This is a genomic window from Deinococcota bacterium, from assembly GCA_030858465.1.
GTDB lineage: Bacteria > Deinococcota > Deinococci > Deinococcales > Trueperaceae > JALZLY01.
Genome location: JALZLY010000032.1, coordinates 1 through 23,853, shown reverse-complemented (window position 1 = coordinate 23,853; position 23,853 = coordinate 1). Strand labels below are relative to the sequence as shown.

Sequence of the window (23,853 nt, the reverse complement as noted above, 5' to 3'; positions counted from 1 at the left end):
GCCCCGACCTGCCCAGGGACGACGCCGCCAAGCTGCGGCGGCTCATGCTCGAGTGGCTGGAAGGGCGCGGCGGCGAGGTCTCGGCGCGGGCCCGGGCCGCGGAGCTCGGCTACCTCTACCAGGGGCTGAGCCGCAAGGGTCGCCGGCGCTATCTAAAGCTCCTCGAGGAGGCGCTCGACCTCGACCGGGAGGCTCTGGCGAGCGCCGCGCGCAGCTTTTTGGAGAGCCCCGCCAACGGCTACCGCGAGCTGCGCGAGGCGGCCACTCCGCCGCGGGTGCGCTTTCTCAAGATGCTGAACGCCCTGCCCAGCGGCTTCAAGTTCCTGGTCGACCTGCGCGCCGACCTGCTCTCCTTTTTGGGCGAGGAACCGGGGCTCGCCGAGCTCGACTACGACCTGCAGATGCTCTTCGACTACTGGTTCGACGTGAACCTGCTCACCTTCGAGGAGATCAGCTGGAACTCGCGCGCCTCGCTCCTGGAAAAGCTCATCGCCTACGAGGCGGTCCACGAGATCCACTCCTGGACCGACCTCAAAAACCGCCTCGACGCCGACCGGCGCTGCTACGCCTTTTTTCACCCGAAAATGCCCAACGAACCCCTCATCTTCGTGGAGGTGGCGCTGACCGAGGGCATGCCCGGCAGCATCCACGACCTTCTGGACGAGGCGGCGCCGCTCCAGGAACCAGAGAGGGCTACCACCGCAGTGTTCTACTCGATCTCCAACACCCAAAAGGGCTTGCGCGGCATCAACTTCGGCAACTTTCTCCTGAAGCGGGTGATCGACGACCTCTCCAGGCACCTGCCCCGGCTCAAGACCTTCGTCACCCTCTCGCCCATCCCCGGCTTTCGCCGCTGGCTCTTGCAAACCCTGGAGGCGCAGGGCGAGGCCAGCCTGCTGGAGGCGGGCGAGCTCGCCAAGCTCGAGGCCGCCATGCCAGAGGAGCGCTCGAGCGGTCTCAGGGCGCTCCTGGAGGCGCCGGACTGGCACCGGGACGAGGCCCTCGCCGAGGCGCTCAAGGAGCCCCTCTTGCGCCTGGGCGCCTGGTATCTGCTCCACGCCCGCCAGGAGGACGGCAAGCCGCTCGACCCGGTGGCCCGCTTCCACGTCTTCAACGGCGCTCGGGTCGAGCGGCTCAACTGGCTCGCCGACCTCTCGCCCCAGGGCGTGGAGCGGTCCTTTGGCATGATGGTCAACTACCTCTACCAGCAGAGCGAGATCGAGAGCAACCACGAGCTCTCCTACGAGGGCAAGGTCGCGGCCTCGCCGGCCCTGCGCAAGCTCACCCGCGGCCGCGCCCCCGAGCTGGTCGAAGGGCGGCCGGCATGAAGCCGCTCGCGGGCCTCAAGGTGCTCGACCTCTCGAGGGTGCTCTCCGGCCCCTACTGCACGATGGTCTTAGGCGACCTGGGCGCGGAGGTTACCAAGGTCGAGCAGCCCGGCCAGGGCGACGAGACCCGCGGCTGGGCGCCGCCCGACATCGCCGGGCAGGCGGCCTACTTTCTCTCCGTCAACCGCAACAAGAAGAGCCTCACCGTCGACATGAAGAGGCCCGAAGGGCGCGAGATCATCGCAAAACTCGCCGCGGCGGCGGACGTCGTCGTCGAGAACTTCCGCCCCGGTACCGCTGAGCGGCTCGGCGTCGGCTACGAGACTTTGAGCGCCCTCAACCCGCGCCTCGTCTACCTGTCGATCTCCGGCTTCGGCCAGACCGGTCCCTACCGCCACAAGCCCGGCTACGACGCCATCGCCCAGGCGATGGGCGGTTTGATGAGCGTGACCGGCTATCCCGACTTGCCGCCGGTGCGCTTCGGCGTGGCGGTCGCCGACATCGGCGCGGGCATGTGGGGCGTTATCGGCATCCTCACCGCCCTCAGGGTGCGCGAGACGACCGGCCGCGGCCAGTGGCTGGACACTTCGCTGTTGGACAGCCAGCTCTCCTGGCTCAGCTACGTGGCCGGCAACTACTTCGCCACCGATGAGGTGCCCCGGCGCCACGGCTCCGCCCACCCCAACATCGCGCCCTACCAGACCTTTGCGACCGAGGACGGCTTCGTGATGATCGCGGTCGGCAACGACTCCCTGTGGCGCAAGTTCGCGCGCGCAACCGGCTTAGCGGCCTTCGCCGAGGACCCCCGCTTCGCCACCAACCGCGACCGGGTCGGCAACCGCGAGAGCTTGATCGAGCTCATCGACGAACGGCTCAAGACCAGGCCCACCGCCGAGTGGATCAGCGTCCTCGAGGCCGAGGGCATCCCCGTCGGCCCCATCAACACCGTCGCGGACGTGATGAACGACCCTCACGTGCGGGCGCGGGAGATGGTAGTCGAGCTCGAGCACCCCAGCGCCGGCACCATCAGGATGACCGGCATTCCGGTGAAGTTTTCCGAGACGCCGGGCGCCGTCGAAACCCCGCCGCCGCTCTTGGGCGAGCACACGGGCGAGGTCTTGCGGGGGCTCGGCTACAGCCAGGCGGAGATCGGCGCCTTGCGGGAAAAGGGCGTCGTCTAGCGCTCTTATCCGCTCAGGTCGCGCGGCGCTGCTGCCGGGAGAGCACCAAGAGCGCGAGCAAGGCCGCCGGGATCAAAAAGAGATAGCCCACGCGCATGGCCGGGCCGATGCCGATAGCCTCCTGCAGGAGGCCGACGAAGATGTAGAGCACGCCCGCAGTGCCCCAGGTGAGGCCCATCAGCATACCCGAGGCGGTCGCGACCGCCTGCGGCGCCAGGTCCTGGGCGCTCACCACCATGAGCGGCAGGGCCGCGTTGGTGAGCCCCCCGGCCAGCATGATGGCGAGGAAGTAGAGGAGCGAGCCGGGCGGCAAGAGCAGCACCAGGTAGAGCGCGGGCAGTGCCAAGAGCATGGTCGCGGTGATGAGCCGCTTGCGGCCGACGCGTACGGCAAGGGTGCTCGCCAGCATGCCGCCGAGCCCGCCCGAAAAGGTGAAGAGGCCGATGGTGAGGCCGATCAGGGTGGCGTCGCGGCCGACGCCGTGGCTGGTCACCAGCCACAGCGGCATGGCGTTGATGAAGGTCACCCAGGCGATGGTGCGCAAGATGCCTGCCGCGCAGAGGGCGCCGACGGGCCCGAGAAAGAGGCCCGGGTCGAAGAGGCGCGGCCTCGCCCCGCGCGGCAGGCGCGGCTGCGGTGGAACGAGGAGGTACATGAGGCCGCCCATGACCAGGCCGGGAATCATCAGCCAGGGCATGTACTGAAGCCCGTAGTTGGCGATCACCAGGAGCACGGCGATGGGGCCAAGTGCCTGGCCGATGCCGCCGCCGAAGATGAAGATGCTGGTGGCGAGCTCCCTGCGGCCCTTCGCCGCGCTGCCGACCAGGCTGGTGCTCGAGGGATGAAAGGCCGCCGAGCCGAAGCCGCCCAGGAGCAGCAGGCCGACCAGCACGAGGGGCGTGGGCGCGGTGCCGAGCAGGCTGAGGAGCATCGTACAGGCGATCACCCCCAGGCTGCCCACCATGCGCCTGCCGAAGCGGTCGGCCAAAGCGCCGAAGACGGGCTGCATCACGCTCGAGCTGAAGGCCAAGACCGCCACCAGCAGCGCTAGGCTCGCCTCGCTCAGGGCGAAGCGGATCTGCAAGGTCGGCAGGAGCGCCGGCAGCATGGCCTGAAAGGCGTCGTTGAAGACGTGGGTGAAGGTCAAAAAGGCGGCCAGGCCGTTGCCGGCGAGGAGGTAGGGGCTGGGCGAGGCGCGGCTGGCCATAGCCGAGTATACGCCCCGGTGAGGCGGGCTCGAGTCCGACCCGGCGTTTAGCCGCGAACGTCCGACCAGGCTCTTCTCTCTCAGCCTTGCCCCGGTTTGGGGAGAGTGGGGGACGGCTTCATCCCTTGGTGAACGACGCCCTCGCGCTCGAGCTCGCCAAGCTGCGCCCCGCTCAGGCCGAGCGAGGCCAGCACCTCGTGGCTGTGCTGTCCCAGCAGCGGCGCGGCCCGCGCGATGCGGCCGGGGGTCGCCGAGTACTTGACCGGCATGCCGATGGCGTGGACGCGCCCGGCGGTGGGGTGTTCGACCTCGAGCTTCATCTCGCGCGCCTGCACGTGCGGATGCTCGTAGACCTGCTCGAGGCTGAGCATCGGCCCCGCCGGGACGCCGGCCGCCTCCAGTACCTCCAGCCAGTCGTCCCTGCGCCTCTCCCTAAAGGTCGGGCTCATCGTCTTGATCAGCTCGCTCAGGTGGGCCATGCGCTCGCTGTTGCTGGCGAACCTCGCGTCCTTAAGGAGGTCGTGTCGGTCCATGGCGGCGCAGAGGCGTTCCCAGTTGCGCTGGTTGGCCGCGCCGATGGCGATCCAGCCGTCGGCCGTCTCGAAAAGCTGGTAGGGCGCGTTGAGCCGGTGGGCCGTGCCCAGGCGCCGCGGCGACCCTCCCGTGGCCCAGTACTCGTTCGACTCCCAGATGGTGTAGGCGAGCGCCGCCTCGAGCAGCGAGGTCTCGACGTGTTGGCCCTCGCCCGTCCGGGCCCGGTGGATGATGGCGGCCAGGACCGCGTGGCTGGCGAACAGGCCGGCGTTGAGGTCGGAGATGGGAACGCCTACCTTGACCGGTGTTTCCGGGGTGCCGGTCACCGAGATGACGCCGCTCATGGCCTGGGCGATGAGGTCGAAGCCGCCGCCCGTGGCCAGCGGCCCCGTCTGGCCGTAGGCCGAAATGGAGCAGTAGACGAGCCCCGGCCGCCGGCCGCGAACCTCCTCGTAGCCAAAGCCGAGGCGGGCCATGGTGCCGGGCCGGAAGTTCTCGACGAGCACGTCCGCGCTGTCGATGAGCTTCCAGAGGATGTCCTGGCCGGCCGGCGTCTTGATGTCGAGGGCAAGGCTCTTCTTGTTGCGGTTCATGGCGATGAAGGCGGCCGATTCGCCGTCATAGAAGGGCGGACCCATGCGCCTGGCGTCGTCGCCCCCCTGCGGCCTCTCGACCTTGATCACTTCGGCGCCTAAGTCGGCCAGCAGCATGGTGCAAAACGGCCCTGCCATGATCTGGGTGAGGTCGAGTACGCGAATTCCCTGCAATGCACCGGTCACGATAAGCTCCCTCTCTAGCAGTGCCTCAAGCCTCTGCGCTAGGTTTCAAAGTAATATACCGTGAAGGGGTAAAGGAGGACTCACCAGTGTCACCACCAGTGCCACCGTCCATATCACAGGAGCAGTCTGCCGGTCACGGCGAGGGAGCCGTGACCGTAAAGCGCCAAGGGGCCGTCGCGCAGCTCACGCTGTCGCGGCCCGGCGCGCACAACGCCATCACTTGGGCGATGTACGAGCAGTTGGAGCGTCATCTGGGAGACCTCGCCGGAGACGACACCGTCCGCGCCGTCGTCGTTCGCGGTGACGGCCGGCACTTCGCCGCGGGCACCGATATAGGCCAGTTCAGGGGTTTCTCGGGGGCGGACGGCGTGCGCTACGAGGAGCGGATCGACAGCATCATGAGCCGCCTCGTCGATATGCCCAAGCCCACCATCGCGGCGGTGCAGGGCTACGCGGTGGGAGCCGGGCTCATCATCTCGACCTGCTGCGATCTCCGCTACGCCACCCCGGCGGCAACGTTCGGGGCGCCGATGGCCCGCACCCTGGGAAACTGCCTCAGCCTGAAGAATTACCGGCGCCTGGCCGAAGCGCTCGGCGTCATGCGCAGCAAGGAACTGATGTTTACCGCGCGCCTGCTTCCAGCCCAGGAGGCCTTGCAGGCCGGCTTTCTTACCGCCGTTCTCGAGGAGGAGACCTTCTTTGCGGAGGTGATGGAGATCGCGCGGGCCGTCGCGCAGCATGCCCCGCTGACGATCCTTGCCACCAAGGAAGCCTACCGGCGCCTGCGCGAAGAGAGCGAGGCGCGACTTGGCTCCTTCGACGACGTCGTGGAGAGGGTCTACGGCAGCGAGGACTTTGCCGAGGGGTCGCGCAGCTACCTCGAAAAACGCCCTCCAACGTGGCAGGGCCGCTAACTTGGCAGCCTTCGGGTGCGCGTGGGCTGTGAGCGGCACATGAACAGGAGTCCTCAGCCGATCAAGCTGATTCTGGCGCTTCCCTATGACCATTCGAGGTAGGCCGCCCCACGGTGACCTTCAGCAGGATGGGGGGCCTCAAGACGAATGCAGTTCCCGGTTATGCCCGTCGAATTCGACGTGCGCGTTCCCTGCTCGCCCCTAATCCTTGGCAGCTCCATCCTCCTTCATGCGTTCGGCGAGCCAGCGAGCGGTGCCGATGAGCTGGGCGTCACCCCAGCGGCGTCCCAGCAACTGAACACCCACCGGCAGACCCTGTGGCCCGGTACCGCAAGGCAAGGTGACGGCAGGCATGTGGAGCAGCGTCCAAATGCGGTTGAGGAGCGGATCGCCGGTCGCCTCCAAACCCTGTGGGGCTTCGCCGAGAGCGCTGGCGGTGACGATGCAGTCAGCCTCTGCCACAAGCTCGTCAAAGCGGCTGCGCCACGACGCCGCTGTCCTCAAGCAGTCCAGAAAGTGCTCGAAGCTGGTCTTTAAGGCGCCGGCAAACATCTCGAGCAGTTCCGGACTCAAGCGTTCCTGGTGGGCGCTGACCTCATAGGCCAGGGCGCGCGCTCCTTCAAACGCCTGGACCGTCTTCTGCACCTCGACGAGCGCTTCGAAATCCGCCGGCAAGACAAGCTCCTGGACTGTGGCACCGGCAGCACCAAAGACGTCGAGCGCGCTCTCTACGGCCGCCGAAGCCTCAGCCGCCAACTGCGACCACCGCGGCGCCCGGCAAACCAAAACGCGCCGGACCGTCGCAGCCGCAGGTGCCTCAGCCAAGGCGTCCCAACCAGCCACCACCCCTGCCAGGAGGGCGGCGTCTTCGACGCTGCGAGCGAAGACGCCGACGGTATCGAGGCTGTCAGCAAAGAGCATGACACCACTGCGATCGATGACGCCAAAGGTGGGCTTGAAACCGACGACGCCACAGTAGCTGGCGGGTCGGATGATGGAGCCGGCAGTTTGGGTGCCGTAGGCAAGCGGGACCATGGCATCGGCCACGGCCGCAGCCGAGCCGCTCGAAGAGCCGCCCGGCGTGTGCCTGAGGTCATGCGGGTTGGCGGTCGTGGCGGGATGAAAGGCGGCGAACTCGGTCGATCTGGTCTTGCCTAGAATCACTGCCCCTTGGGCTCGCGCGCGAGCCACGCACGATGCATCACGGCTCGGCTGATGATTGTGGTAGATCGGCGAGCCATAAGTCGTGGGCATGTCCGCCGTGTCGATAATGTCCTTTATGCCTATGGGAATCCCCTGAAGCCGGCCGCGCCAGGGCTGCCGGTCGCGTTCCCGCGCCTGCTCGAGGGCAAGCCGGGGATCTAAGTGCGCCCAGGCATGAATGCCGTCTTCGCGCGCCTCGATCCGCTCCAAGCAGGCGCGCACCAGCGCTTCCGAGTTCAGCCGTCCCTGGCTTATGGCGGTGACCGCTGCGCTTGCGGACAGGGTGTTGGGCTCCGTCAGTCCCTCAGCCATGAGCTTCCAATCCGCGTGTAGGCTTCAACAGCCTCGGCAATCTTGTCAACAAAGCAATATTCATCCGTCTGGTGGGCCATGGACGGCTCGCCGGGGCCGAGAATGACAGTGGGGGGATGACCCAAGGCAGGGGTCAGAACCGAGGCGTCCGTGAAGTAGGGGGCTGTCTGCACCGTGGTCTGCTGACCAAGGAGCGCCTCCACGACAGCGAACACCTGGCGCAGCCACGGCTCATCGGGATCGCTATAGACGCTGCCGACATCGACAAAGGGCTCCAGGCCCACCTCATCGCCGAGGTAGGCCTGGAGATGCCCTAAGACAGCTCGGTTGTCCTGTCCTGCAACGGTACGGATGTCAATCCCGATTTCGGCAGAATCCGGCACCGAGTTGACGTTCATGCCGCCCAGGACGGTGCCGACATTCAGGCTCGGCGCGCCCATGACCGGATGCCCCGGCACATCAAAGGCGTAGCTGCCTAGCTTGACGATCGCCTGAGCTGCTTTGAAAACCGCATTGACCCCTCGCTCCGGCATCGAACCATGGGCGGTGACGCCTGCTGTTTTGGCGCGCAGCCAAAGGGCACCCTTGTGGCCCACCAGTGGCTGGTTGGAGGTGGGCTCGGCGACCACGAGAGCGCCCGCCTTTCCAAGCAATCCGGGTTGCTCGGCAAGATAAGCGGCGCCCGTGCAGCCGCTTTCCTCCCCTGCGGTGATGATGAGCAGCACGTCGCTTGCCCGCCGCTCGAGCTTCGCTAAGCGGAGGGCAGCAAGGATCAGGGCAGCGACCCCACTCTTCATGTCGCTGGCGCCGCGTCCGAAGAGCCTGCCGTTATCAACCTCGCCGCCGAAGGGCGGACGCGTCCAGGCTGCCTGGCCCAGTGGCACCGTGTCGATATGGCCGGAGAAGCAGAGGGGGGGCTTGCTGCTCGAGCCCGGCTTGGCCGACGCCGACAAACGCGCCACGAGGTTGCTGCGGTCCGGTCCGTAGTCGTGAAGGGAGATGTCGTAGCCGGCCTCGCCGAGGGGACGGGCGAGAAACTCGGCGCAGGGCCGTTCGTTGCCTGGTGGATTGATGGTGTCGAACCTTATCAGCGCCTGTGTCAACGTCAAGCTGTCCAAGTCCATCCTCTTTAAATCCATCCTCTCCTCCGTCCCTTGGCGGGCTTATTCCAAGACGATGCGCGGAAAGTAGAGCGAGACGATCCAGTTGGGCGCGTCGACGATCTCGCTGATGCGCAAGTCTGCGCAGACACTGCACAGCATGTAGGCATCTTCGGGTGCCAAGCCATGGCGAGCCGAGAGCAGCTCGATCATGCTGCTGACGGCTGCCCTGGCGCCAGCCATGAGGTCGGGGCCAATCCCGGTCGTCACTTCATAGCCCTTGGCGTCAAGGTGACGCGTCACCGGTCCTGCGGTGGTAAAGCGCGGGAAGGCGAGATTGGCGTTCTTGACCAGGTCGACGGTGACGGTGAGCGTCATCGGGCTCTCGATGGCCGTGCCGCAGACCTCACCGTCGCCTTGGGCGGCGTGGGTGTCGCCGATGGAGAGCAGCGCGCCGTCGACTTCGACCGGCAGATAGAGTTCCGTTCCCGCCGAGAGATCGCGGACGTCCATATTGCCACCGACCCGTCGCGGCGGCACGATACTGTGCCAGCCGGCCGCTGCGGGCGCCACCCCGATCGTCCCACAGAAGGGCTTGAGGGGTACCCTTCCTTTGTCGCCGTAAAGCGCCGGCGCCATCGACGCCGGATCGTACTTCCAGAGGAGGAGTGCCGGCTCGAGAAACTGATCGGCCAGCAGGCCGAAGCCCGGAATGTTGGCTGTCCAGCCCCAGCCCGAGGGCGCAAAGGACTGAATGGTTATCTTGAGGGCGTCGCCGGGCGCGGCGCCGTCTACGCGAATCGGGCCGGTCACGGGGTTGATGCGGCCGAAGTCGAGCGTCGTCACCTCGGCCACGCCAGAGGACGGGGTCAGCTGGCCGCCCGAGGCCTCGAGGATCTCGACCTCGACGCTGTCTCCGGGCGCCACCGTGAGCTTGGGCGGAAAGCTGTTGTCCCAACCGATGTGGCTCTCGTGGCTATGGACCGTATAGTCGTGATGATGCTTCGTCATGCCTTCACCTCGCTTGGCTGACAAGTTTCGGCTGGCCTTACCTGGCGCGCCGGCAGCTCACATCCGGCGCGCCAGGCGCGGGTCGAGCGTGTCCCTCAAGCCGTCACCGAGCATGTTGACGGCGAAGACGGTGGTGGCCAAGAACATGCCTGGAAAAAGAATGATGGCGAAGTTGATCTGAAAGAACATTCGCCCTTCGGCCATGATGTTGCCCCAGCTAGGAATCTCCGGCGGCGTGCCGGCACCGACGAAGCTCAAATAGGCCTCGAAGATCATCGCCTGGGCGCAGATGTAGGTCGCCTGGACGATGAGCGGCGCTAGGCTGTTGGGCAGGATGTGGCGCAGGAGAATGCGTGGAGTGCCGGCGCCGACGGAAATAGCCGCCTGCACAAAGGCCTGATCGCGCAGCGTGAGGACCACGCCGCGGACCAAGCGTACGACCCGCGGCACCTCCGGGATGGTCAGCGCCAGGATGACATTGGCAATACTCGACCCCCAGAGCGCCATCAGCGCGATGGCGAGGAGGATGGCCGGAATCGACATGAGCGCGTCCATCAGCCTCATGATCAAGGCGTCGGCACGCTGATTGAAACCGCTCACCAGGCCGATCATCAGACCGATCAGGGTGCTGAACAAGGCGACGCTGACGCCGACAAGGAGGGAAACGCGGCCGCCGTGAATGGTGCGGCTGAACAAGTCGCGGCCGTACATGTCGGTGCCAAACCAGTGCTCGCCGGAGGGGCTCTGCAGGCGGACGACGGGATTTTGCCTGAGCGGCTCGTAGTGCTGGATGAAGGGAGCGCCCACGGCCAAAACGGTCATCACCAGAAGAATACCCAGCCCCAGCGGGATATTGGGATGGCGGCGAACTGTCTTGGCGAGGCTTATCAGCACGGCGGACAGCCCCTGAATTCGCCCGGCCCCGGCATTCAGTAAACGATCCGGGGATCAAAAAAAGCGTAGCTGAGATCCACCAGGAGATTCAGCAGCACGTAGGCAAAGGAGAACACCAGGATGACTCCCTGGATGATCGGATAGTCCTTGCGGAGGACGGCGTCCACGGTCAGGCGACCCAGCCCGGGAATGGCAAAGACGCTCTCGGTGATCACCACGCCGCCGATCAGCAGGGCGAAGCCGAGACCGATGGTGGTGACGACCGGCACCGCGGCGTTTTTGAGCGCGTGGCGCCGGAGCACGTCCCTCGGCAAGAGGCCCTTGGCGTGGGCCGTGCGGATATAGTCTTCATTGAGCACTTCCAACATGGCCGTCCGCGTCATGCGGGCGATGAGCGCCATGAAGACCACGCCCAGGGTAATGCTCGGCAGCGCGATATGGCGCAAAAAAGGAGTCAAGCCGTCGCTGATGCTGCGGTAGCCCTGGACGGGCAGGACGCCGAGCTGCAGCGAAAAGAGGAAGATGAGGAGATAGGCCAGCACGAAGACGGGCATGGAGAAACCCATGACGGCAAAACCCATGACCAGGTGGTCGATCCACGAGCCCATCCTCCACGCTGCGATGATGCCCATGGGAATAGCCAGGGAAACTGCTATAAGCATGGTAGTGAAGGTGAGCGCGGCGGTCGGCTCGAGACGCTCCGCGATAAGACGCGATACCGGCAAGCCCGAATAGATGGACACACCGAAGTCGCCCTGGAGTACCCCCCGTAGCCAGGTAAGGAACTGCAGGTAGAGCGGTTGGTCGAGGCCGAGCCTTTCGCGGATGCGCTCGATGTCCGCCTCGCTGGCGAAGTCGCCGGCAATGATCACCGCCGGATCCCCCGGTGCCATGTGAAGCAGCAAGAAGACGAAAATAGCCACCAATCCCATGATGGGAATGGTGGCCAGCAGGCGCCGAGCTACAAAGGCCAACATGGGCTGGACCAGCTGTCCTTAGCGCTCATGATCAGCACCGGAAGCTCCTACTCTTTGCTGATGTTCCAGAAGAAGGGCACCGGCGACTCGATGACGCCCTGGAGGTTCGTGCGGTACGCCGTCGGCTGAAAGAACTGGCCGAAGGGCACGTAAGGCACGAACTCGTAAAGCCGCGCTTGCAGCTCTTCGGTGATGCGGGCGCGCTCTTCGGGATCGGTGGTCTGCGCCCACTGGTCGCGCAACTCCTCGATTCTCTCATCCGAGGGCCAGCCGAACCAGGCGCCCTCCTCACCGCCGCCGGAGATGGAGATGTTGCTGATGGGCGAGAGCTGGTCGACGCCGAGCCACCAGCTATGGAAGATGCTCCAGCCGCCTTCGTCAGGCGGAGACTTCACGGCCCGACGTGAGGTCATGGTCGCCCAGTCCATCGCCTCGAGGCGGACATTGACGCCGATCTCACGGAGGTTTTGGGCGGTGACGAGTGCCCCGCCGTGGGCGAGCGGGGTGTCGGTCGGGTCGAGGATGAGCACCAGCTCGCCGTTGTAGCCCGCCTCCTCCATGAGCTGGCGCGCCCGCTCTATATCCTTGCCGCGCAGAAGCTCGCCGCCGACAGACGCTTCATGGGGAGCGCCGCACATGAAAAAGGCCGGACAGAAGTCGAGGTAGTATTCGGGATTGCCGATGATCGCGCGCATGTAATCCTCTTGGTCGACGAGGTAGAGAAGGGCCTCGCGCGCCTTGGGATGATCAAAGGGAGGGTGCAGAAAGTTGGGTCGGAGAACGCCTTGAGTGCCGATAGGATCGATGAGGTCTATCACCACATCGGGATTGCCTTCGAGGAGCGGGAGCAGATCGACGGGCGGCTGCTCGTAGAGATCGACCTCGCCCAGGCCGAGTGCGGAGACGGCCGTGGCGTGATCCGGCATGTAGTGCCACTCCACGCGGTCGACGTTGACGACCTTGCCTCCCGCGGCAAAGCTGGCGGGCTCGCCCCGCGGGACGTAGCCCTCGAAGCGCTCGTAAACGACGCGGTGGCCCGGCTGCCACTCCGCCTCGACAAACCTGAAGGGACCGGAGCCGATAATTTCGCCTATCTGCTCGAAGGGATCGGTGTTCGCAAGCCGCTCGGGCATCATGAAGGGAACGTTGCTGCTGATCTTGCCCAGGGACTCGAGCACCAGGCCGTAGGGCTCGCTTAGCGTCAGGGTAAAGGTGCGCTCGTCAACGGCCTCTAAGGATCCGGTAAAGCTCATGAGTTTTTGGCCCATGCCGTCGCGTGCTCCCCAGCGTCTGATTGAGGCGACGCAATCCGCAGCCCGCACGGGCTCACCATCATGCCAGCTGAGCCCTTCTCGGAGGGTGAAGGTATAGGTGAGGCCGTCATCGCTGACCGTATAGCTGTCGACCATCTGGGGTTGAACCTCGAGGTTCTCATCCAGCGCGAAGAGCGTGTCCCACACCATATAACCGTGGTTTCGGGTGATATACGCCGTAGTCCAGATAGGATCGATGTTTCGTAGGTCTGCGTGAGGGATGATGCGCAGCACATTGCTCGTGCCTTGCGCCTGGACTAGGGATATGCCTCCTAGCACCGATATGACCAGAAGCGCGTACAGTCCAACGGCTAAGCGCGAGTATTGCTTCAGTACCATAAATCCCCTCCACTCTTCTTGAAAAGTGCTGCCTTTTGCGGAAAGTTATGCCTCTGGACGGCTCTGCGCAGCGCGTGTCGGATTTGACTTTGGATCCATGTTCGACTCTATTACGTAGGGTCTTGGCTGTCAAGCAAGATCAGGCTCACAGGCTCATGCTCGGCAGGTCATGACGCTTCTGTAGCAGCGCACCTTGCGCAGGCTCGACACCATGACCGCGCCTTCAAAGTGCCAGCTGCCGGTAGCTTGTTTGGCCAGAGTCTTCCTGAGGCTGGAGAAGACGCTCGTTCATCTACGGGTTTGTCTGCAAACAGATCCTAACGAGCCTGGCTCACGGCCGGTCTCTCCAGGGCAGCAGGGGCGGTCTCCGCCAAGTAGGCCAGCGCCGCCCCGACCCCACCTTCCTTGTGGGGCACGCCCGCCAGCGCCAGCCCCATCTCCACGCCGGAGAGCGTGCCCGCCAGCATCAGCTCGTTGAAGGCGCCCAAATGGCCGATCCGGAAGATCTCTCCCTTCAGCTTGCTCAGCCCGGCGCCCAGGGACATGTCGAAGTTGTCCAAGATGATCTGGCGGAGCCGGTCGGCGTCGTGGCCCCCCGGCATGCGCAGCGCCGTGAGCGAGCTCGAGACCTCCTCGGGGTTCACGCACTGGAGCTCCAGGCCCCAGGCCCGCCCGGCCCGGCGCGTCGCCTCGGCCAGCCGGTCGTGCCTAGCGAAGACGTTCTCCAGCCCCTCCTCGAGCAGCATGTGCAAGGCCTCGCGCAGCCCGTAGAGGAGGTTGGTCGAGGGCGTGTAAGGGAAGAAGCCCTGTTTGTTCACCGCGAGCATCGCCTCCCAGTCCCAGACCGCGCGCGGCAGTTTGGCCGCCCTGCTCGCCGCGAGCGCCTTGTCGCTCAGCGCGTTGAAGGAGAGGCCGGGCGGCAGCATCAGGCCCTTTTGCGAGCCGGCTACCGTCACGTCGACGCCCCACTCGTCGTGACGGTAGTCGATCGAGCCCAAAGACGAGATGGTATCGACCATCAACAGGGCCGGGTGCCCGGCACGGTCCATCGCCGCCCGCACCTCGGCGACGCGGCTGGTGACGCCGGTCGAGGTTTCATTGTGGACGACCATCACCGCCTTGATGTGGTGTTCCTGGTCTTCGCTCAGCTTGGCGTAGACCGTCGCCGGGTCGGCGCCGCGACGCCAGTCGCTTGGCACGAAGTCGGTTTCGAGGCCGAAGCGCGCCGCCATCTCGTACCAGAGCGTGGCGAAGTGCCCGGTCTCAAAGGCGAGCACCCGGTCACCCGGCGAGAGGCTGTTGACGATGGCCGCTTCCCAGGCGCCGGTGCCGGTCGCCGGAAAGATGATCACCGGACCCGACGTCTTGAAGACCGGCCCCAGCAGCTCGAAAAGCTCGAGGCTGAGGGCGGCGAACTCGGCGCTGCGGTGGTCGATGGTCGGCCGGTCGATGGCGCGCAAGACGCGGTCCGGTACATTGCTGGGGCCGGGAATCTGCAGGAAGTGCCGGCCGCTGTGTAGAGGAGCGCTGTGTAAAGGAGCGCTAGCTAGAGGAGTACCGTGTAGAGGAGTACCGGGTAGAGGCTTGTTGCGGCTTCCAGATGGGCTCATGTTCCAACCTCCCTTTCCAAAGGCAAGACCGGCGGCTGCGTTTGTTGGCGCATCGCTGCCCGGCTCGGCGAGGATAGCTTTCCAGCAGTCGAGCCCAGCAGTCGAGTTCGTGGCGCCATCATATACCAACGCATACCAAGCCCGCGCCCAGTATGACGGCTGGTTTTCCGAAGACCATCACCGCTCTTCATTTCTTCATTGACGCTCTTCATTGATTGACGATTGACAAAACGGGAAGAGGCTGGTTAAATATACAATACGAGTGACAAAACCTCCCTGGGAAGGGCGGAGCTCCTGAAACGATAGCCACACTCAGGGCCTTTGGCATTGCGGCTTGCCTGGCCTCTTGGTATCTTGGCGCAGACATATTCCAAGCAGCACGCCTGAAAGGAAGGTAGACGATGAAGTGGTTGAGGTTCCTCTTATCCATCGCATGTGCGGCCAGCCTGCTCGCCGGCACGGCCGCCGCCCAGGAAACAGTGATTCAGTTCGGCCACGTGGGCAATCCCGGCTCGCTCTTCGCGCTCTCGGCGGAAGAGTTCGCCGCGCGGGCCAACGAGCGCCTGGCGGGCCGCGCGCGCGTCGAGGTCTTCGGCTCGAGTCAGCTCGGCACCGACGAGCAGCTCATGCAGCGTCTCAGGCTCGGCACGGTCGACATCGCCCTGCCGTCGACCGTGATGTCTACCGTGGCCGACGAGTTCGGCCTCTTCGAGATGCCCTACTTAGTCCGCGACCGCGAGCACATGAAGCGCATCGAAGAGGCGGTTGTCTGGCCGGTCCTGGCGCCGGCGGCGGAGGCGCAAGGCTACAAGATCATCGCGGTGTGGGAAAACGGCTTTCGCCACATCACCAACAACGTGCGGCCGATCATCACGCCCGACGACCTGCGGGGCGTCAAGCTGCGCACGCCGAGCGGCGAGTGGCGGGTGAGGATGTTTCAAGCCTACGGCGCCAATCCCAGCCCGATGGCCTTTTCGGAACTCTTCGTGGCCCTGCAGACGGGTGTGATGGACGGGCAGGAAAATCCCTTTACGCAGATCCACAGCGCCCGCCTCCAGGAGGTGCAGCGCTACTTGTCCTTGAGCGGCCACGTCTACACGCCCGCTTACGTCACCGTCGGCGCGCGCAGCTGGGCAAACTTGCCCGCTGAGGTGCGCGAGGTGTTGGAAGAGGTGGCCAGGGAAGTCCAGGATTTCGTCTACGAGACGGCGGCGGAGATGGACACGGCGCTGCTCGAGGAGCTAAGGGCCGACTTGGAGGTCAACGAGGTCGATACCGATGCCTTTATCGAGGCGAGCCAGTCGGTGTACGAAACCTTTGGCAGAGAGGTGTCCGGCGGGACCGAGCTTATCGAGAGGGCGCTCGAGCTGGGGCAGGATCAGTAGACACGGCAGGGTCGGCGGAACCCTTATGGCATTCTCATTTCTGCGCCGGGTCTTCGAAGGGCTGCTGACGGGAATCGTGGTCTTGCTGCTCAGCGGGCTGACCCTCGTCGTCATCGTGGCGGTGGTGTACAGGTATGCGGGCGCGTCGCTGCCCTGGTACGACGAGGTGGCGTCGATCATGTTGGCGTGGCTGACCTATTACGGCGCGGCGCTGGCCGCGCTGAAGCGCGCGCACATCGGTTTTCCCAACGTGGTCGCGGCGATGCCGCCCAGGTTTCGCATGCCGACCGTCATCGTTTCGGAAGTGCTGATCATCGCCTTTTTTGCCCTGATGGCCTACATGGGCTGGTACGTGCTCGAGTTTTTCGAGGGCATGAGGCTGACGAGCCTGCGCTGGGTGCCGCTCCGCTTCACTCAGTCGGTGATTCCTATCGGGGCCGCCCTGTTCATCCTTGCCCAACTGTTCAACCTGCCGCAGGTGTGGCGCGAGGCCAAGGGTCTCGCGCCCGTTCATCATCACGAGATCCCCGCGGAGGTCCTGAAGCGATGACCCTGTCGCTCATGGTCCTCGCGCTCTTGGTACTGGTGTTTATCAACATTCCCATCGCCGTCGCGCTCGGCGTCGTGTCGGTGGCGGCCATGATCCTGACCTCGGGCACCGCCACGCTGCCCAACCTGGCGATGGTCCTGTTCGACGGGGCGACCAGTTTTCCTCTGCTGGCGATTCCGCTGTTTATCCTGGCCGGCAGCGTCATGAACACCTCCGGCATCTCCCGGCGGCTGATCGCCTTTGCCTCGGCCCTGGTCGGCTTCGTGCGCGGCGGGCTCGCCATGATCAACGTGGCGACCTCGTTGTTTTTCGCCGAGATCTCGGGTTCTGCCGTAGCGGACGTGGCCGCCATGGGCTCGATCCTCATCCCGGCGATGAAGAAGAAGGGTTATCCCGCGCCCTTTGCCGCGGCGGTCACCTCCTCGTCGGCGACGCTGGCGGTGATCATCCCGCCGTCTATTCCCATGATCCTCTACGCCGCGATGGCGCAAACCTCGGTGGTGCAGCTTTTCGTGGCGGGCATCGTGCCCGGCCTTCTCGGCGGCGCGGCGATGATGGCGCTCTGCTACTGGTTCGCGCGCCGCTACGACTATCCGGTCGAGGAGGTCTTTCAACTGCGCCGGGTGTGGCAGACCTTCAAGGAGGCGGGCTGGACCTTCTTGTTGCCCGTCATCATTCTGGGCGGCATCTTCGGCGGCGTCGTCACGGCGACCGAGGCGGCGGCCCTGGCGGTGGTAGCGGCGCTGTTCGTCGGCGGGGTCATCTACCGCGAGCTCAACTTCAAGCATCTCCTGGAGGCCATCGTCGACGGTGGCGTGCAGACCGCCATCGTCATGCTGCTGGTCGCCACCTCGGCGCTGCTCGGCACCTTCTTGACCGAGCAGCGGGTACCGCAGCAGCTCGCCGCCACGGTCGCCGACCTCACCTCCAACAAGTACATGGTGCTCGCGCTCCTGAACGTATTTTTCCTCGTCGCGGGCCTGTTTCTTCATTCGGCGGCGGCGATCATCCTGATCGTGCCGATCGTGATGCCGCTCGTCCATCTGGCCGGCATCGACCCCGTTCACTTTGGCCTCATCATCACCCTCAACCTCGGCATCGGCCAGCAGACGCCGCCGGTGGCGAGCGTCCTGGTGACCGCCTGCTCGGTCGCCAAGGCCGACATCTGGGAGGTCAGCAAGGTCAACGTCTACTTTATCGCCGTGCTCTTTGTGTTGCTTATGCTCGTCACCTATGTTCCTGTCATCCCGATGGGCTTGGTCGAGTATTTCTACAGGTAAAGTGAGTGGCCGATGACACCTTTACCCCACGAGATTACCGGCTTTAGAACCGCCGACGCGCCCACGGCCGAGCTGCTCGAGGCCTGCGTCCGCTGCGGTGCCTGCGTCCAGAGCTGCCCCACCTACCAGGAGATCGGCATCGAGCCCGACGACCCGCGCGGTCGGGTCTTTCTCGTCACGGCGGTTCACGACGCGCAGCTGCCGATGGACGAGACCTTCGAGAAGCACATTTACCAGTGCCTGGACTGCCGCGCCTGCGAGACCGTCTGCCCCATGGGCGTCCAGGTGGGCCGCATCATCGAGGAGGCCAGGGGCGAGATTCGCGCGGTGCGGCCCGCCAAGGGCTGGCACGGCCGCATCCTGCGTCTCGCCCTGGGGCAGCTTTTCCCCTACCCGTGGCGGATGGAAATTCTGTCCAGCCTTATGGCGCTGGGGCAGCGCTCGGGTGTGATGGGCCTGGCCCGCCGTTTAGGCTTGATGCGGGTCTTGCCCGAGCACCTGCAGAAGATAGAACGGCACATGCCCGCGGCGCCCCTCGGCTCGGCCCGGAGGCGCCTGGGGCGCCAAGTGGCGGCCCAGGGCGAGGTCAGGGGCAGGATCGCCCTCTTGCACGGCTGCGTGATGAACACCCTCTTCGCCGGGGCGACCGAGGCGACCGCTCGCGTGCTCGCCCGCAACGGCTGGGAGATCATGCTTCCCAAAGACCAGACCTGCTGCGGCGCGCTCCACGTTCACGAGGGCGACCGTGAGGGCGGCAAGAACTTGGCGCGGCAAAATATCGCCGCCTTCGAGGCGAGCGGCGCCGAGAGCTACCTCGTCAACGCCGCGGGCTGCGGCTCGGCCATGAAGGAGTACGGCCTCCTGCTCGAGCACGACCCCGACTGGGCCGAGCGCGCGACCGCCTTCTCGGCGCGGGTGCGCGACGTGCAGGAGTTTCTGGTGGGGACCGGCTTTGCGGCGCCGACCGGAAGCTTCAAGGCGCGGGCGACCTACCAGGACGCCTGCCACCTCGCCCACGCCCAGGGCATCCGCCGCCAGCCCCGCGAGCTCCTGAAGTCGGTCCCCGGTCTCACCCTCAAGGAGATGCCCGACAGCGACCGCTGCTGCGGCTCGGCGGGCATCTACAACGTCTCGCACCCCGAGATCGCCGATCCCTTGATGCGGCGCAAGGCGGCCGACGTGCCGGCCGATGTCGAGGTGCTGGTGACGGCCAACCCCGGCTGTCACCTGCAGCTCATGCGGGGCCTGGCCGAGGCGGGCCGGGAGGTCCGGGTCATGCACGTGATGGAAGTCCTGGACGCCGCCTACCGCGCCGAAGGGAAGGCGGCGCGTGGAGCCTGAAGCGATCGCCGCGGCCCTGGGAAGGTTCGTCGAGCCGAAGAGGATCTTGAGCGATCCCGTGCAGACCGAAACCTACTCCTACGACGCCTCCTTCGCCACCCGCTTGAAGCGCTACCGCCCCGACGTGGTGGTGCGGGCGGAGACGACCGAGGAGGTGGCGGCGGTCATGCGCTGGTGTTACGAGCACGAGGTGCCGGTCTATCCGCGGGGCGCGGCCACCTCGCAGTCGGGCGGCGCCATGGCCGTGCGCGGCGGCGTCAGTCTCGACCTCTCGCCGATGAACCGGATCCTCGAAATGGCCGCCGAGAACCTGCAGGTGATCTGCCAGCCCGGCGTCATCCACGCCGACCTCAACAAGGCCTTGAAAGCACATGGCCTCTTTTTCGCGCCCGACCCGGGCAGCTCGAGCATGTGCACCATCGGCGGGATGATCGCCAACAACTCGAGCGGGGTGCGCGCCGTCAAGTACGGCCAGACCCGCCATCACGTCCTGGGCTTGGAGGTCGTCTTGCCGGGCGGCGAGGTGGTAACCACCGGCGGGGTGAACTCGAGGGCGCTAAAGACCGTCTCCGGCTACGAGCTCACCGCCCTCTTCGTCGGCTCCGAGGGTACGCTCGGGGTCGTCACCAGGGCGCGCCTCAAGGTCCTGCCGATCCCTGCCAAGCGGGCGCTCAGCCTGGCCGCCTTCGACGACCTGGAGGCCGCCGGGCGGGCGGTGCAGCGCGTCTTCGCTCGGGGCATCCTGCCCTCGGCCATCGAGATCTTGGACCGCCGCGCCCTGGAGGCCATCCGCCTCTTCCGCCCCGAGGTGGACTTGCCCGTGGCCGCGGAAGTGTTGATCTTCGAGGCGGAAGGCGACCCCATCACCGTCGCCGAACTGGCCCGCCAGATCGCTAGAGCCTGCCGGGGCCTGGCGACCCAGGTGGAGTGGACCGACGATAGCGAGCGGGCCGCTCGCCTCTGGGACGCGCGCCGCGTGGTGGGGGCGGCGGTCGCCCGCGTGCAGAAGGGCTACACCCGCGTCTATGCCGGCGAGGACATCTGCGTGCCCATCACCGCCATCCCCCAGGCCCTGCGCGCCATCCACGACCTCGGCGAAAAGTACGGCATCTACGTAGCCATCTACGGCCACGTCGGCGACGGCAACGTCCACGCCGCGCCCATCATCGACATGCGCGACCCCGAGCAGGTCGAAAAGGCCGAGCGCATGGTCGAGGACATTCACGAGCTGGCGCTCGAGCTCAAGGGGACGACCACCGGCGAGCACGGCGTCGGCCTGGTGCGCGCCCAGTACATGGCCCGCGAGCACGGCGGGGCCCTGGACTTGATGCGCCTCCTGAAGCGCAGCCTCGACCCCAAGAACCTGATGAACCCTGGCAAGATGGCGCTCGACCACCCTCACCCCGAACCGTCCTCGTAGCTCCAGCGAGCCCCAAGCGTAGACGCCTACCCTGAGGGCCTGGGCTTCCGGTTGTGCTTAAATGATGAGCATGAGCACACTCCTGGACCCCCAGCGGACGGTCGCCGAACTCAAAGAGCTGCGCGCCTTGACGGGCGACGAGAACGGCGCGCAGCGCGTCGCCTGGACCGACACTTGGTTGAAGGCCAGGGAGTGGTTACAGGGAAAGCTCGAGGCGCTCCCGGTGGAAACCCATCTGGACGAGGCGGGCAACCTCTGGTCCACACTTCAAGGTGAAGCCGACCAGGCCCTCTTGATTGGCGGGCACATGGACTCGGTTCCCAACGGCGGCTGGCTCGACGGCTGCCTGAACACCTTGGCCGGGCTCGAGGTCATGCGGCGCGTGAGCGTCCAGTACGGCGGCAAGCCGCCCGTCACCGTCAGGCTGGTGGACTGGGCCGACGAGGAGGGGGCGCGCTTCGGCCGCAGCCTCCTGGGCTCCTCGGCCTGCTGCGGCACCATGAACCCGGAGGAGGAGCGGGACCGCCGGGACAAAGACGGGATTCGCCTCGAGGACGCGCTCAAGCGCTGCGGCGTGGACGTGGAGCGCATGGGCGAGGCGAACAAGGAGCTGAAGAACGCCGCGGCCTACTTGGAGCTCCACATCGAGCAGGGCCCGGTCCTCTTGGACCTGGGCCTGCCGCTCGGCGCGGTGCTCGGCACCTTCGGCGTCGAACGGCACGCGATTCGCTTCACCGGCCAGGCCGCCCACTCCGGCTCGACGCCGATGGACAGGCGCAAGGATGCGCTGCTCGCCGCCGCCAGGATGAGCCCGGAAATCTATGAGATCGCCAATCGCCACGGCGGCGTCTGCACCATCGGGTCCTGCGTGACCAAGCCCGGCATCGTGACCTCGGTCGTCGCCGAGTGCGAGCTGACCTTGGACCAGCGCCATCTGGACGGCGAGGGTTTGGCGAGCTTGCTTCAGGAGGCCAAGGAGGCCAGCGAGCGCTTCGCCGCCGAGGCCGGGGCCCAAGTCGCCTGGAAGCGCCTCTGGCGCATCGACCCCGTTCTCTTCGACGACGAGCTCATCGAGATGTGCGACGAGGCCATCAGGGAGACCTGCGGTACCTCGCAGCGCCTGCCCAGCGGCCCCCTGCACGACGCGGCGGAGGTCGCCCAGGCCGGCATTCCCACCGTGATGATGTTCGTCCAGAGCCTTCACGGCATCTCGCACAACAGCATCGAGGACACCGAGGAGGAGCACCTCGAGCTGTCGGTCGTGGCCCTCGACGGGCTGGCGGAAAGGGCGATGCGGTGGGTGGCGGAGGGCTGATGGTGCGGACCGGCGGCGCGCGACCGGGCGTCCAAGCACTTCAAGCTGATGGTCGACTGCTTTGGGGTAGTGCGGCCGCAGCAGAGCCTCGCGCGGCTACTGGGAAGAAGGTTTTCGCTACCGAGGTGAAGGCGTGACAGCGCCTGCAAAGTTCAACGAATCCGTGCTCCAGCTCATGAAACTTCATATCAACACGTTGTTTCGCTGCAATTCGGACGGACGATTGTTGCAAACCAACGAATCCGGTGACTGGCCCGCCCCCAGGTTCTATATGGGTAGAACGCAGAAGGGAAATGTCTGGCGCTTTCGCCACGACCTCCCTGCTGACATAACGCGAGAAGTCGGCCGATTGTGCCGCTTGGAGCCGATTGCTGCCGACTTGGCGCACCCCCCACGGCACTACGAGGCGATCCGCTCGGTCTTGCGCGAGCACGCGCCGATTGGCAGTGAGTATCGTGGACCGGCGTTTGCGGTGCCGAGCGGCATTCCGGTGTCGGCGAACACCACGCTCATTTCATCAACAAATGCCGCGCTGCTTCAAGAGGGATTTCCGTGGCTGCTCAAACAAGTAGCCGAATCATCGAATGCTCCGCTCGCGGTTGCGGTCACGGACGGCATGGCGGTTTCGGCATGTTTCTGCTCGCGAATCCCTGGCCTGGCGACCGAAGCAGGCGTTGAAACCCTGGCGGTGTTTCGCGGCCAAGGGCATGCTACCGCTGCTGTGGCCGGCTGGGCGGAAGAAGTGTGGCGGCGTGAGTGCATACCCCTTTACAGCACGTCATGGGACAATCTCGCCTCGCAGTCTGTCGCCCGAAAACTTGGGATGGTGAGGTACGGTGAGGGCTGGTCAATCGAATAGTTGTGGTGCTAGAAGGGCCCCGGTAGTCTTATAGCTTCTGCAACATGGTTTCTGTGCGGCGCATTCAAGTTCCGGTCAAGCATCGCCACTCAAACGGGTCGGGGTGTAGATGGCTCAGACCTTATCCTGCAAAAACGGCAGCGCCTACTCCTTCATCTGAACCTGCCCACTACGCTCTGCCAAGACGTGGCTCGAGCCATCTGGGCAGCCTCCTTGGCTGCTCAGCGCTTTTTGAGCGCCCGCAGGCGCGACGCTGCTTCCTCCGCCGTGACCTCGCCGCGCTCCAGCGCCGCCAGGACCTCCGAGCGCTCGTCGGCCACGTCCTCGGCGGCCTCGTAGCCGAGCGTCTTCAGCATGTTCTCGAACCTGAGGCGGACGGTCGGATAGGAGAGGCCCAAGATGCGCTCGACCTCCTTTAGATTGCCGCGCGTCTTGACGAAGAGGCGCATGAAGTCCAGATGCTCGGCGGGCAGGAGGGCGAACTCGTTGGGGGCGAAGCGCCCTTCGATGCGGATGCCGCTCGTCGGGCACTCGAGCAGGAGGATTTCTAAGGGGTCGCCGGTGACGGGGCAGCGGGTGGGCATGGGGTGTCTGGGGCTCATGGCTGCATCGCTTCTGCTCCGCTCGTGCCACTTCTTGTAGGTCGTTTCATAGTCTTTGGGGGTCATGGCTGACTCGGTTCTCCTTTTGGGGCGGGCCTGTTCAAACGACCTCGATGACGACCCGCACCTGTTTGTCGTCGCCGGCCTCGATGTCCACGAGACGGCCTTCGGGCAGGTCGCCCTCGAGCGCGCCCAGCAACTCGACCAGGTCGATACCCTGCGCCTCGAGCTCGCCGCGCACGTCCTTGGGCACGAACTGCAGGGCGCACTTGGCGAGCGGCGCGGGCACGTTGACGCGGACCTTGAGCTCGTCCTCGGCCTCGATGAGGATGCGAATCATCTTGACGGCGCCTCGCGGCTGGCTCGGAGCAGCGCTCTGGGTCCCGGCCAGGGCGGCCA

General features: G+C 65.7%; 21 protein-coding genes. 10 read left to right on the top strand and 11 right to left on the bottom strand.

Features of this window, described 5'->3' with window-relative positions; all coding sequences use genetic code 11:
- Together M3498_01970 and M3498_01965 are read left to right on the top strand one after the other, a co-directional pair.
- Positions 1 to 1,328, top strand: a 1,328-nt coding sequence (locus M3498_01970; GenBank protein MDQ3458064.1) for a malonyl-CoA decarboxylase, incomplete at its 5' end; no start/stop codon positions are given.
- Positions 1,325 to 2,509, top strand: a complete 1,185-nt coding sequence (locus M3498_01965) for a CoA transferase (protein ID MDQ3458063.1) — start codon at positions 1,325 to 1,327, stop codon at positions 2,507 to 2,509. The genes M3498_01970 and M3498_01965, both read left to right, overlap by 4 nt.
- Positions 2,510 to 2,522: 13 nt before the next feature.
- Here M3498_01965 and M3498_01960 read toward each other — a convergent pair whose 3' ends face one another.
- Together M3498_01960 and M3498_01955 are read right to left on the bottom strand one after the other, a co-directional pair.
- Positions 2,523 to 3,716 (bottom strand): MFS transporter, encoded by a 1,194-nt coding sequence (locus M3498_01960; GenBank protein MDQ3458062.1) that lies wholly within the window; start codon positions 3,714 to 3,716, stop codon positions 2,523 to 2,525.
- A gap of 80 nt (positions 3,717 to 3,796) precedes the next feature.
- Positions 3,797 to 5,029, bottom strand: coding sequence for a CoA transferase (locus M3498_01955; GenBank protein MDQ3458061.1), 1,233 nt, complete (start codon positions 5,027 to 5,029; stop codon positions 3,797 to 3,799).
- Positions 5,030 to 5,178: 149 nt separating this feature from the next.
- On the opposite strand from M3498_01955, the gene M3498_01950 reads away from it, so the two are divergent.
- Positions 5,179 to 5,943 (top strand): enoyl-CoA hydratase, encoded by a 765-nt coding sequence (locus tag M3498_01950; GenBank protein MDQ3458060.1) that lies wholly within the window; start codon positions 5,179 to 5,181, stop codon positions 5,941 to 5,943.
- Between the two features lie 201 nt (positions 5,944 to 6,144).
- Here the strand turns inward: M3498_01950 and M3498_01945 are convergent, their stop codons facing one another.
- The 7 genes from M3498_01945 to M3498_01915 all read right to left on the bottom strand — a co-directional run bounded on the left by M3498_01945 (position 6,145) and on the right by M3498_01915 (position 14,702).
- The gene (locus tag M3498_01945) at positions 6,145 to 7,458 is read right to left on the bottom strand and encodes an amidase (protein ID MDQ3458059.1); all 1,314 of its coding nucleotides are present in this window, start codon (positions 7,456 to 7,458) and stop codon (positions 6,145 to 6,147) included.
- Entirely contained in the window at positions 7,443 to 8,582 is a 1,140-nt protein-coding gene (locus tag M3498_01940; GenBank protein ID MDQ3458058.1) for a M20 family metallopeptidase, read from the bottom strand. The genes M3498_01945 and M3498_01940 overlap by 16 nt, the downstream gene beginning before the upstream one ends.
- A gap of 39 nt (positions 8,583 to 8,621) precedes the next feature.
- Complete coding sequence (locus M3498_01935) at positions 8,622 to 9,569, bottom strand: acetamidase/formamidase family protein (protein ID MDQ3458057.1); 948 nt, start codon at positions 9,567 to 9,569, stop codon at positions 8,622 to 8,624.
- 57 nt (positions 9,570 to 9,626) lie between these two features.
- On the bottom strand, positions 9,627 to 10,463 hold the full coding sequence (locus M3498_01930; GenBank protein ID MDQ3458056.1) for an ABC transporter permease: 837 nt from the start codon (positions 10,461 to 10,463) through the stop codon (positions 9,627 to 9,629).
- Between the two features lie 35 nt (positions 10,464 to 10,498).
- Positions 10,499 to 11,440, bottom strand: a complete 942-nt coding sequence (locus M3498_01925; GenBank protein MDQ3458055.1) for an ABC transporter permease — start codon at positions 11,438 to 11,440, stop codon at positions 10,499 to 10,501.
- A gap of 47 nt (positions 11,441 to 11,487) precedes the next feature.
- A complete protein-coding gene (locus tag M3498_01920) occupies positions 11,488 to 12,903 on the bottom strand; it encodes an ABC transporter substrate-binding protein (protein ID MDQ3458054.1) in 1,416 nt (471 codons plus the stop codon).
- Positions 12,904 to 13,409: 506 nt separating this feature from the next.
- A complete protein-coding gene (locus tag M3498_01915; protein ID MDQ3458053.1) occupies positions 13,410 to 14,702 on the bottom strand; it encodes an aminotransferase class V-fold PLP-dependent enzyme in 1,293 nt (430 codons plus the stop codon).
- Between the two features lie 401 nt (positions 14,703 to 15,103).
- Between M3498_01915 and M3498_01910 the strand changes: the two genes are divergently transcribed.
- From M3498_01910 to M3498_01880, 7 genes are all read left to right on the top strand, one after another.
- A complete protein-coding gene (locus tag M3498_01910; GenBank protein MDQ3458052.1) occupies positions 15,104 to 16,087 on the top strand; it encodes a TRAP transporter substrate-binding protein in 984 nt (327 codons plus the stop codon).
- 25 nt (positions 16,088 to 16,112) lie between these two features.
- Positions 16,113 to 16,637 carry a TRAP transporter small permease gene (locus M3498_01905; GenBank protein ID MDQ3458051.1) on the top strand — a complete coding sequence of 175 codons (525 nt, stop codon included), beginning with the start codon at positions 16,113 to 16,115 and terminating at the stop codon, positions 16,635 to 16,637.
- Positions 16,634 to 17,917: a TRAP transporter large permease gene (locus tag M3498_01900; protein MDQ3458050.1), complete on the top strand. Its 1,284-nt coding sequence runs from the start codon at positions 16,634 to 16,636 to the stop codon at positions 17,915 to 17,917. The genes M3498_01905 and M3498_01900 overlap by 4 nt, the downstream gene beginning before the upstream one ends.
- Before the next feature lie 12 nt (positions 17,918 to 17,929).
- On the top strand, positions 17,930 to 19,258 hold the full coding sequence (locus M3498_01895; protein ID MDQ3458049.1) for a (Fe-S)-binding protein: 1,329 nt from the start codon (positions 17,930 to 17,932) through the stop codon (positions 19,256 to 19,258).
- Entirely contained in the window at positions 19,248 to 20,678 is a 1,431-nt protein-coding gene (locus M3498_01890) for an FAD-binding protein (GenBank protein MDQ3458048.1), read from the top strand. Before M3498_01895 ends, M3498_01890 begins: the two co-directional genes overlap by 11 nt.
- 61 nt (positions 20,679 to 20,739) lie before the next feature.
- The gene (locus M3498_01885; GenBank protein MDQ3458047.1) at positions 20,740 to 21,993 is read left to right on the top strand and encodes a Zn-dependent hydrolase; all 1,254 of its coding nucleotides are present in this window, start codon (positions 20,740 to 20,742) and stop codon (positions 21,991 to 21,993) included.
- 133 nt (positions 21,994 to 22,126) lie between these two features.
- On the top strand, positions 22,127 to 22,852 hold the full coding sequence (locus M3498_01880) for a GNAT family N-acetyltransferase (GenBank protein ID MDQ3458046.1): 726 nt from the start codon (positions 22,127 to 22,129) through the stop codon (positions 22,850 to 22,852).
- A gap of 221 nt (positions 22,853 to 23,073) precedes the next feature.
- Here M3498_01880 and M3498_01875 read toward each other — a convergent pair whose 3' ends face one another.
- Complete coding sequence (locus tag M3498_01875; GenBank protein ID MDQ3458045.1) at positions 23,074 to 23,436, bottom strand: DUF2089 domain-containing protein; 363 nt, start codon at positions 23,434 to 23,436, stop codon at positions 23,074 to 23,076.
- 118 nt (positions 23,437 to 23,554) lie between these two features.
- Positions 23,555 to 23,853, bottom strand: a 299-nt coding sequence (locus M3498_01870; protein ID MDQ3458044.1) for a hypothetical protein, incomplete at its 5' end; no start/stop codon positions are given.

Excerpts from the sequence above, each read along its gene's own strand:
- M3498_01965 (MDQ3458063.1), top strand. The coding sequence starts at position 1,325 with ATGAAGCCGCTCGCGGGCCTCAAGGTGCTCGACCTCTCGAGGGTGCTC.
- M3498_01960 (MDQ3458062.1), bottom strand. The coding sequence starts at position 3,716 with ATGGCCAGCCGCGCCTCGCCCAGCCCCTACCTCCTCGCCGGCAACGGC.
- M3498_01945 (MDQ3458059.1), bottom strand. The coding sequence starts at position 7,458 with ATGGCTGAGGGACTGACGGAGCCCAACACCCTGTCCGCAAGCGCAGCG.
- M3498_01940 (MDQ3458058.1), bottom strand. The coding sequence starts at position 8,582 with ATGGACTTGGACAGCTTGACGTTGACACAGGCGCTGATAAGGTTCGAC.
- M3498_01935 (MDQ3458057.1), bottom strand. The coding sequence starts at position 9,569 with ATGACGAAGCATCATCACGACTATACGGTCCATAGCCACGAGAGCCAC.
- M3498_01925 (MDQ3458055.1), bottom strand. The coding sequence starts at position 11,440 with ATGTTGGCCTTTGTAGCTCGGCGCCTGCTGGCCACCATTCCCATCATG.
- M3498_01920 (MDQ3458054.1), bottom strand. The coding sequence starts at position 12,903 with ATGGTGTGGGACACGCTCTTCGCGCTGGATGAGAACCTCGAGGTTCAA.
- M3498_01915 (MDQ3458053.1), bottom strand. The coding sequence starts at position 14,702 with ATGAGCCCATCTGGAAGCCGCAACAAGCCTCTACCCGGTACTCCTCTA.
- M3498_01910 (MDQ3458052.1), top strand. The coding sequence starts at position 15,104 with ATGAAGTGGTTGAGGTTCCTCTTATCCATCGCATGTGCGGCCAGCCTG.
- M3498_01905 (MDQ3458051.1), top strand. The coding sequence starts at position 16,113 with ATGGCATTCTCATTTCTGCGCCGGGTCTTCGAAGGGCTGCTGACGGGA.
- M3498_01900 (MDQ3458050.1), top strand. The coding sequence starts at position 16,634 with ATGACCCTGTCGCTCATGGTCCTCGCGCTCTTGGTACTGGTGTTTATC.
- M3498_01895 (MDQ3458049.1), top strand. The coding sequence starts at position 17,930 with ATGACACCTTTACCCCACGAGATTACCGGCTTTAGAACCGCCGACGCG.
- M3498_01885 (MDQ3458047.1), top strand. The coding sequence starts at position 20,740 with ATGATGAGCATGAGCACACTCCTGGACCCCCAGCGGACGGTCGCCGAA.
- M3498_01875 (MDQ3458045.1), bottom strand. The coding sequence starts at position 23,436 with ATGCCCACCCGCTGCCCCGTCACCGGCGACCCCTTAGAAATCCTCCTG.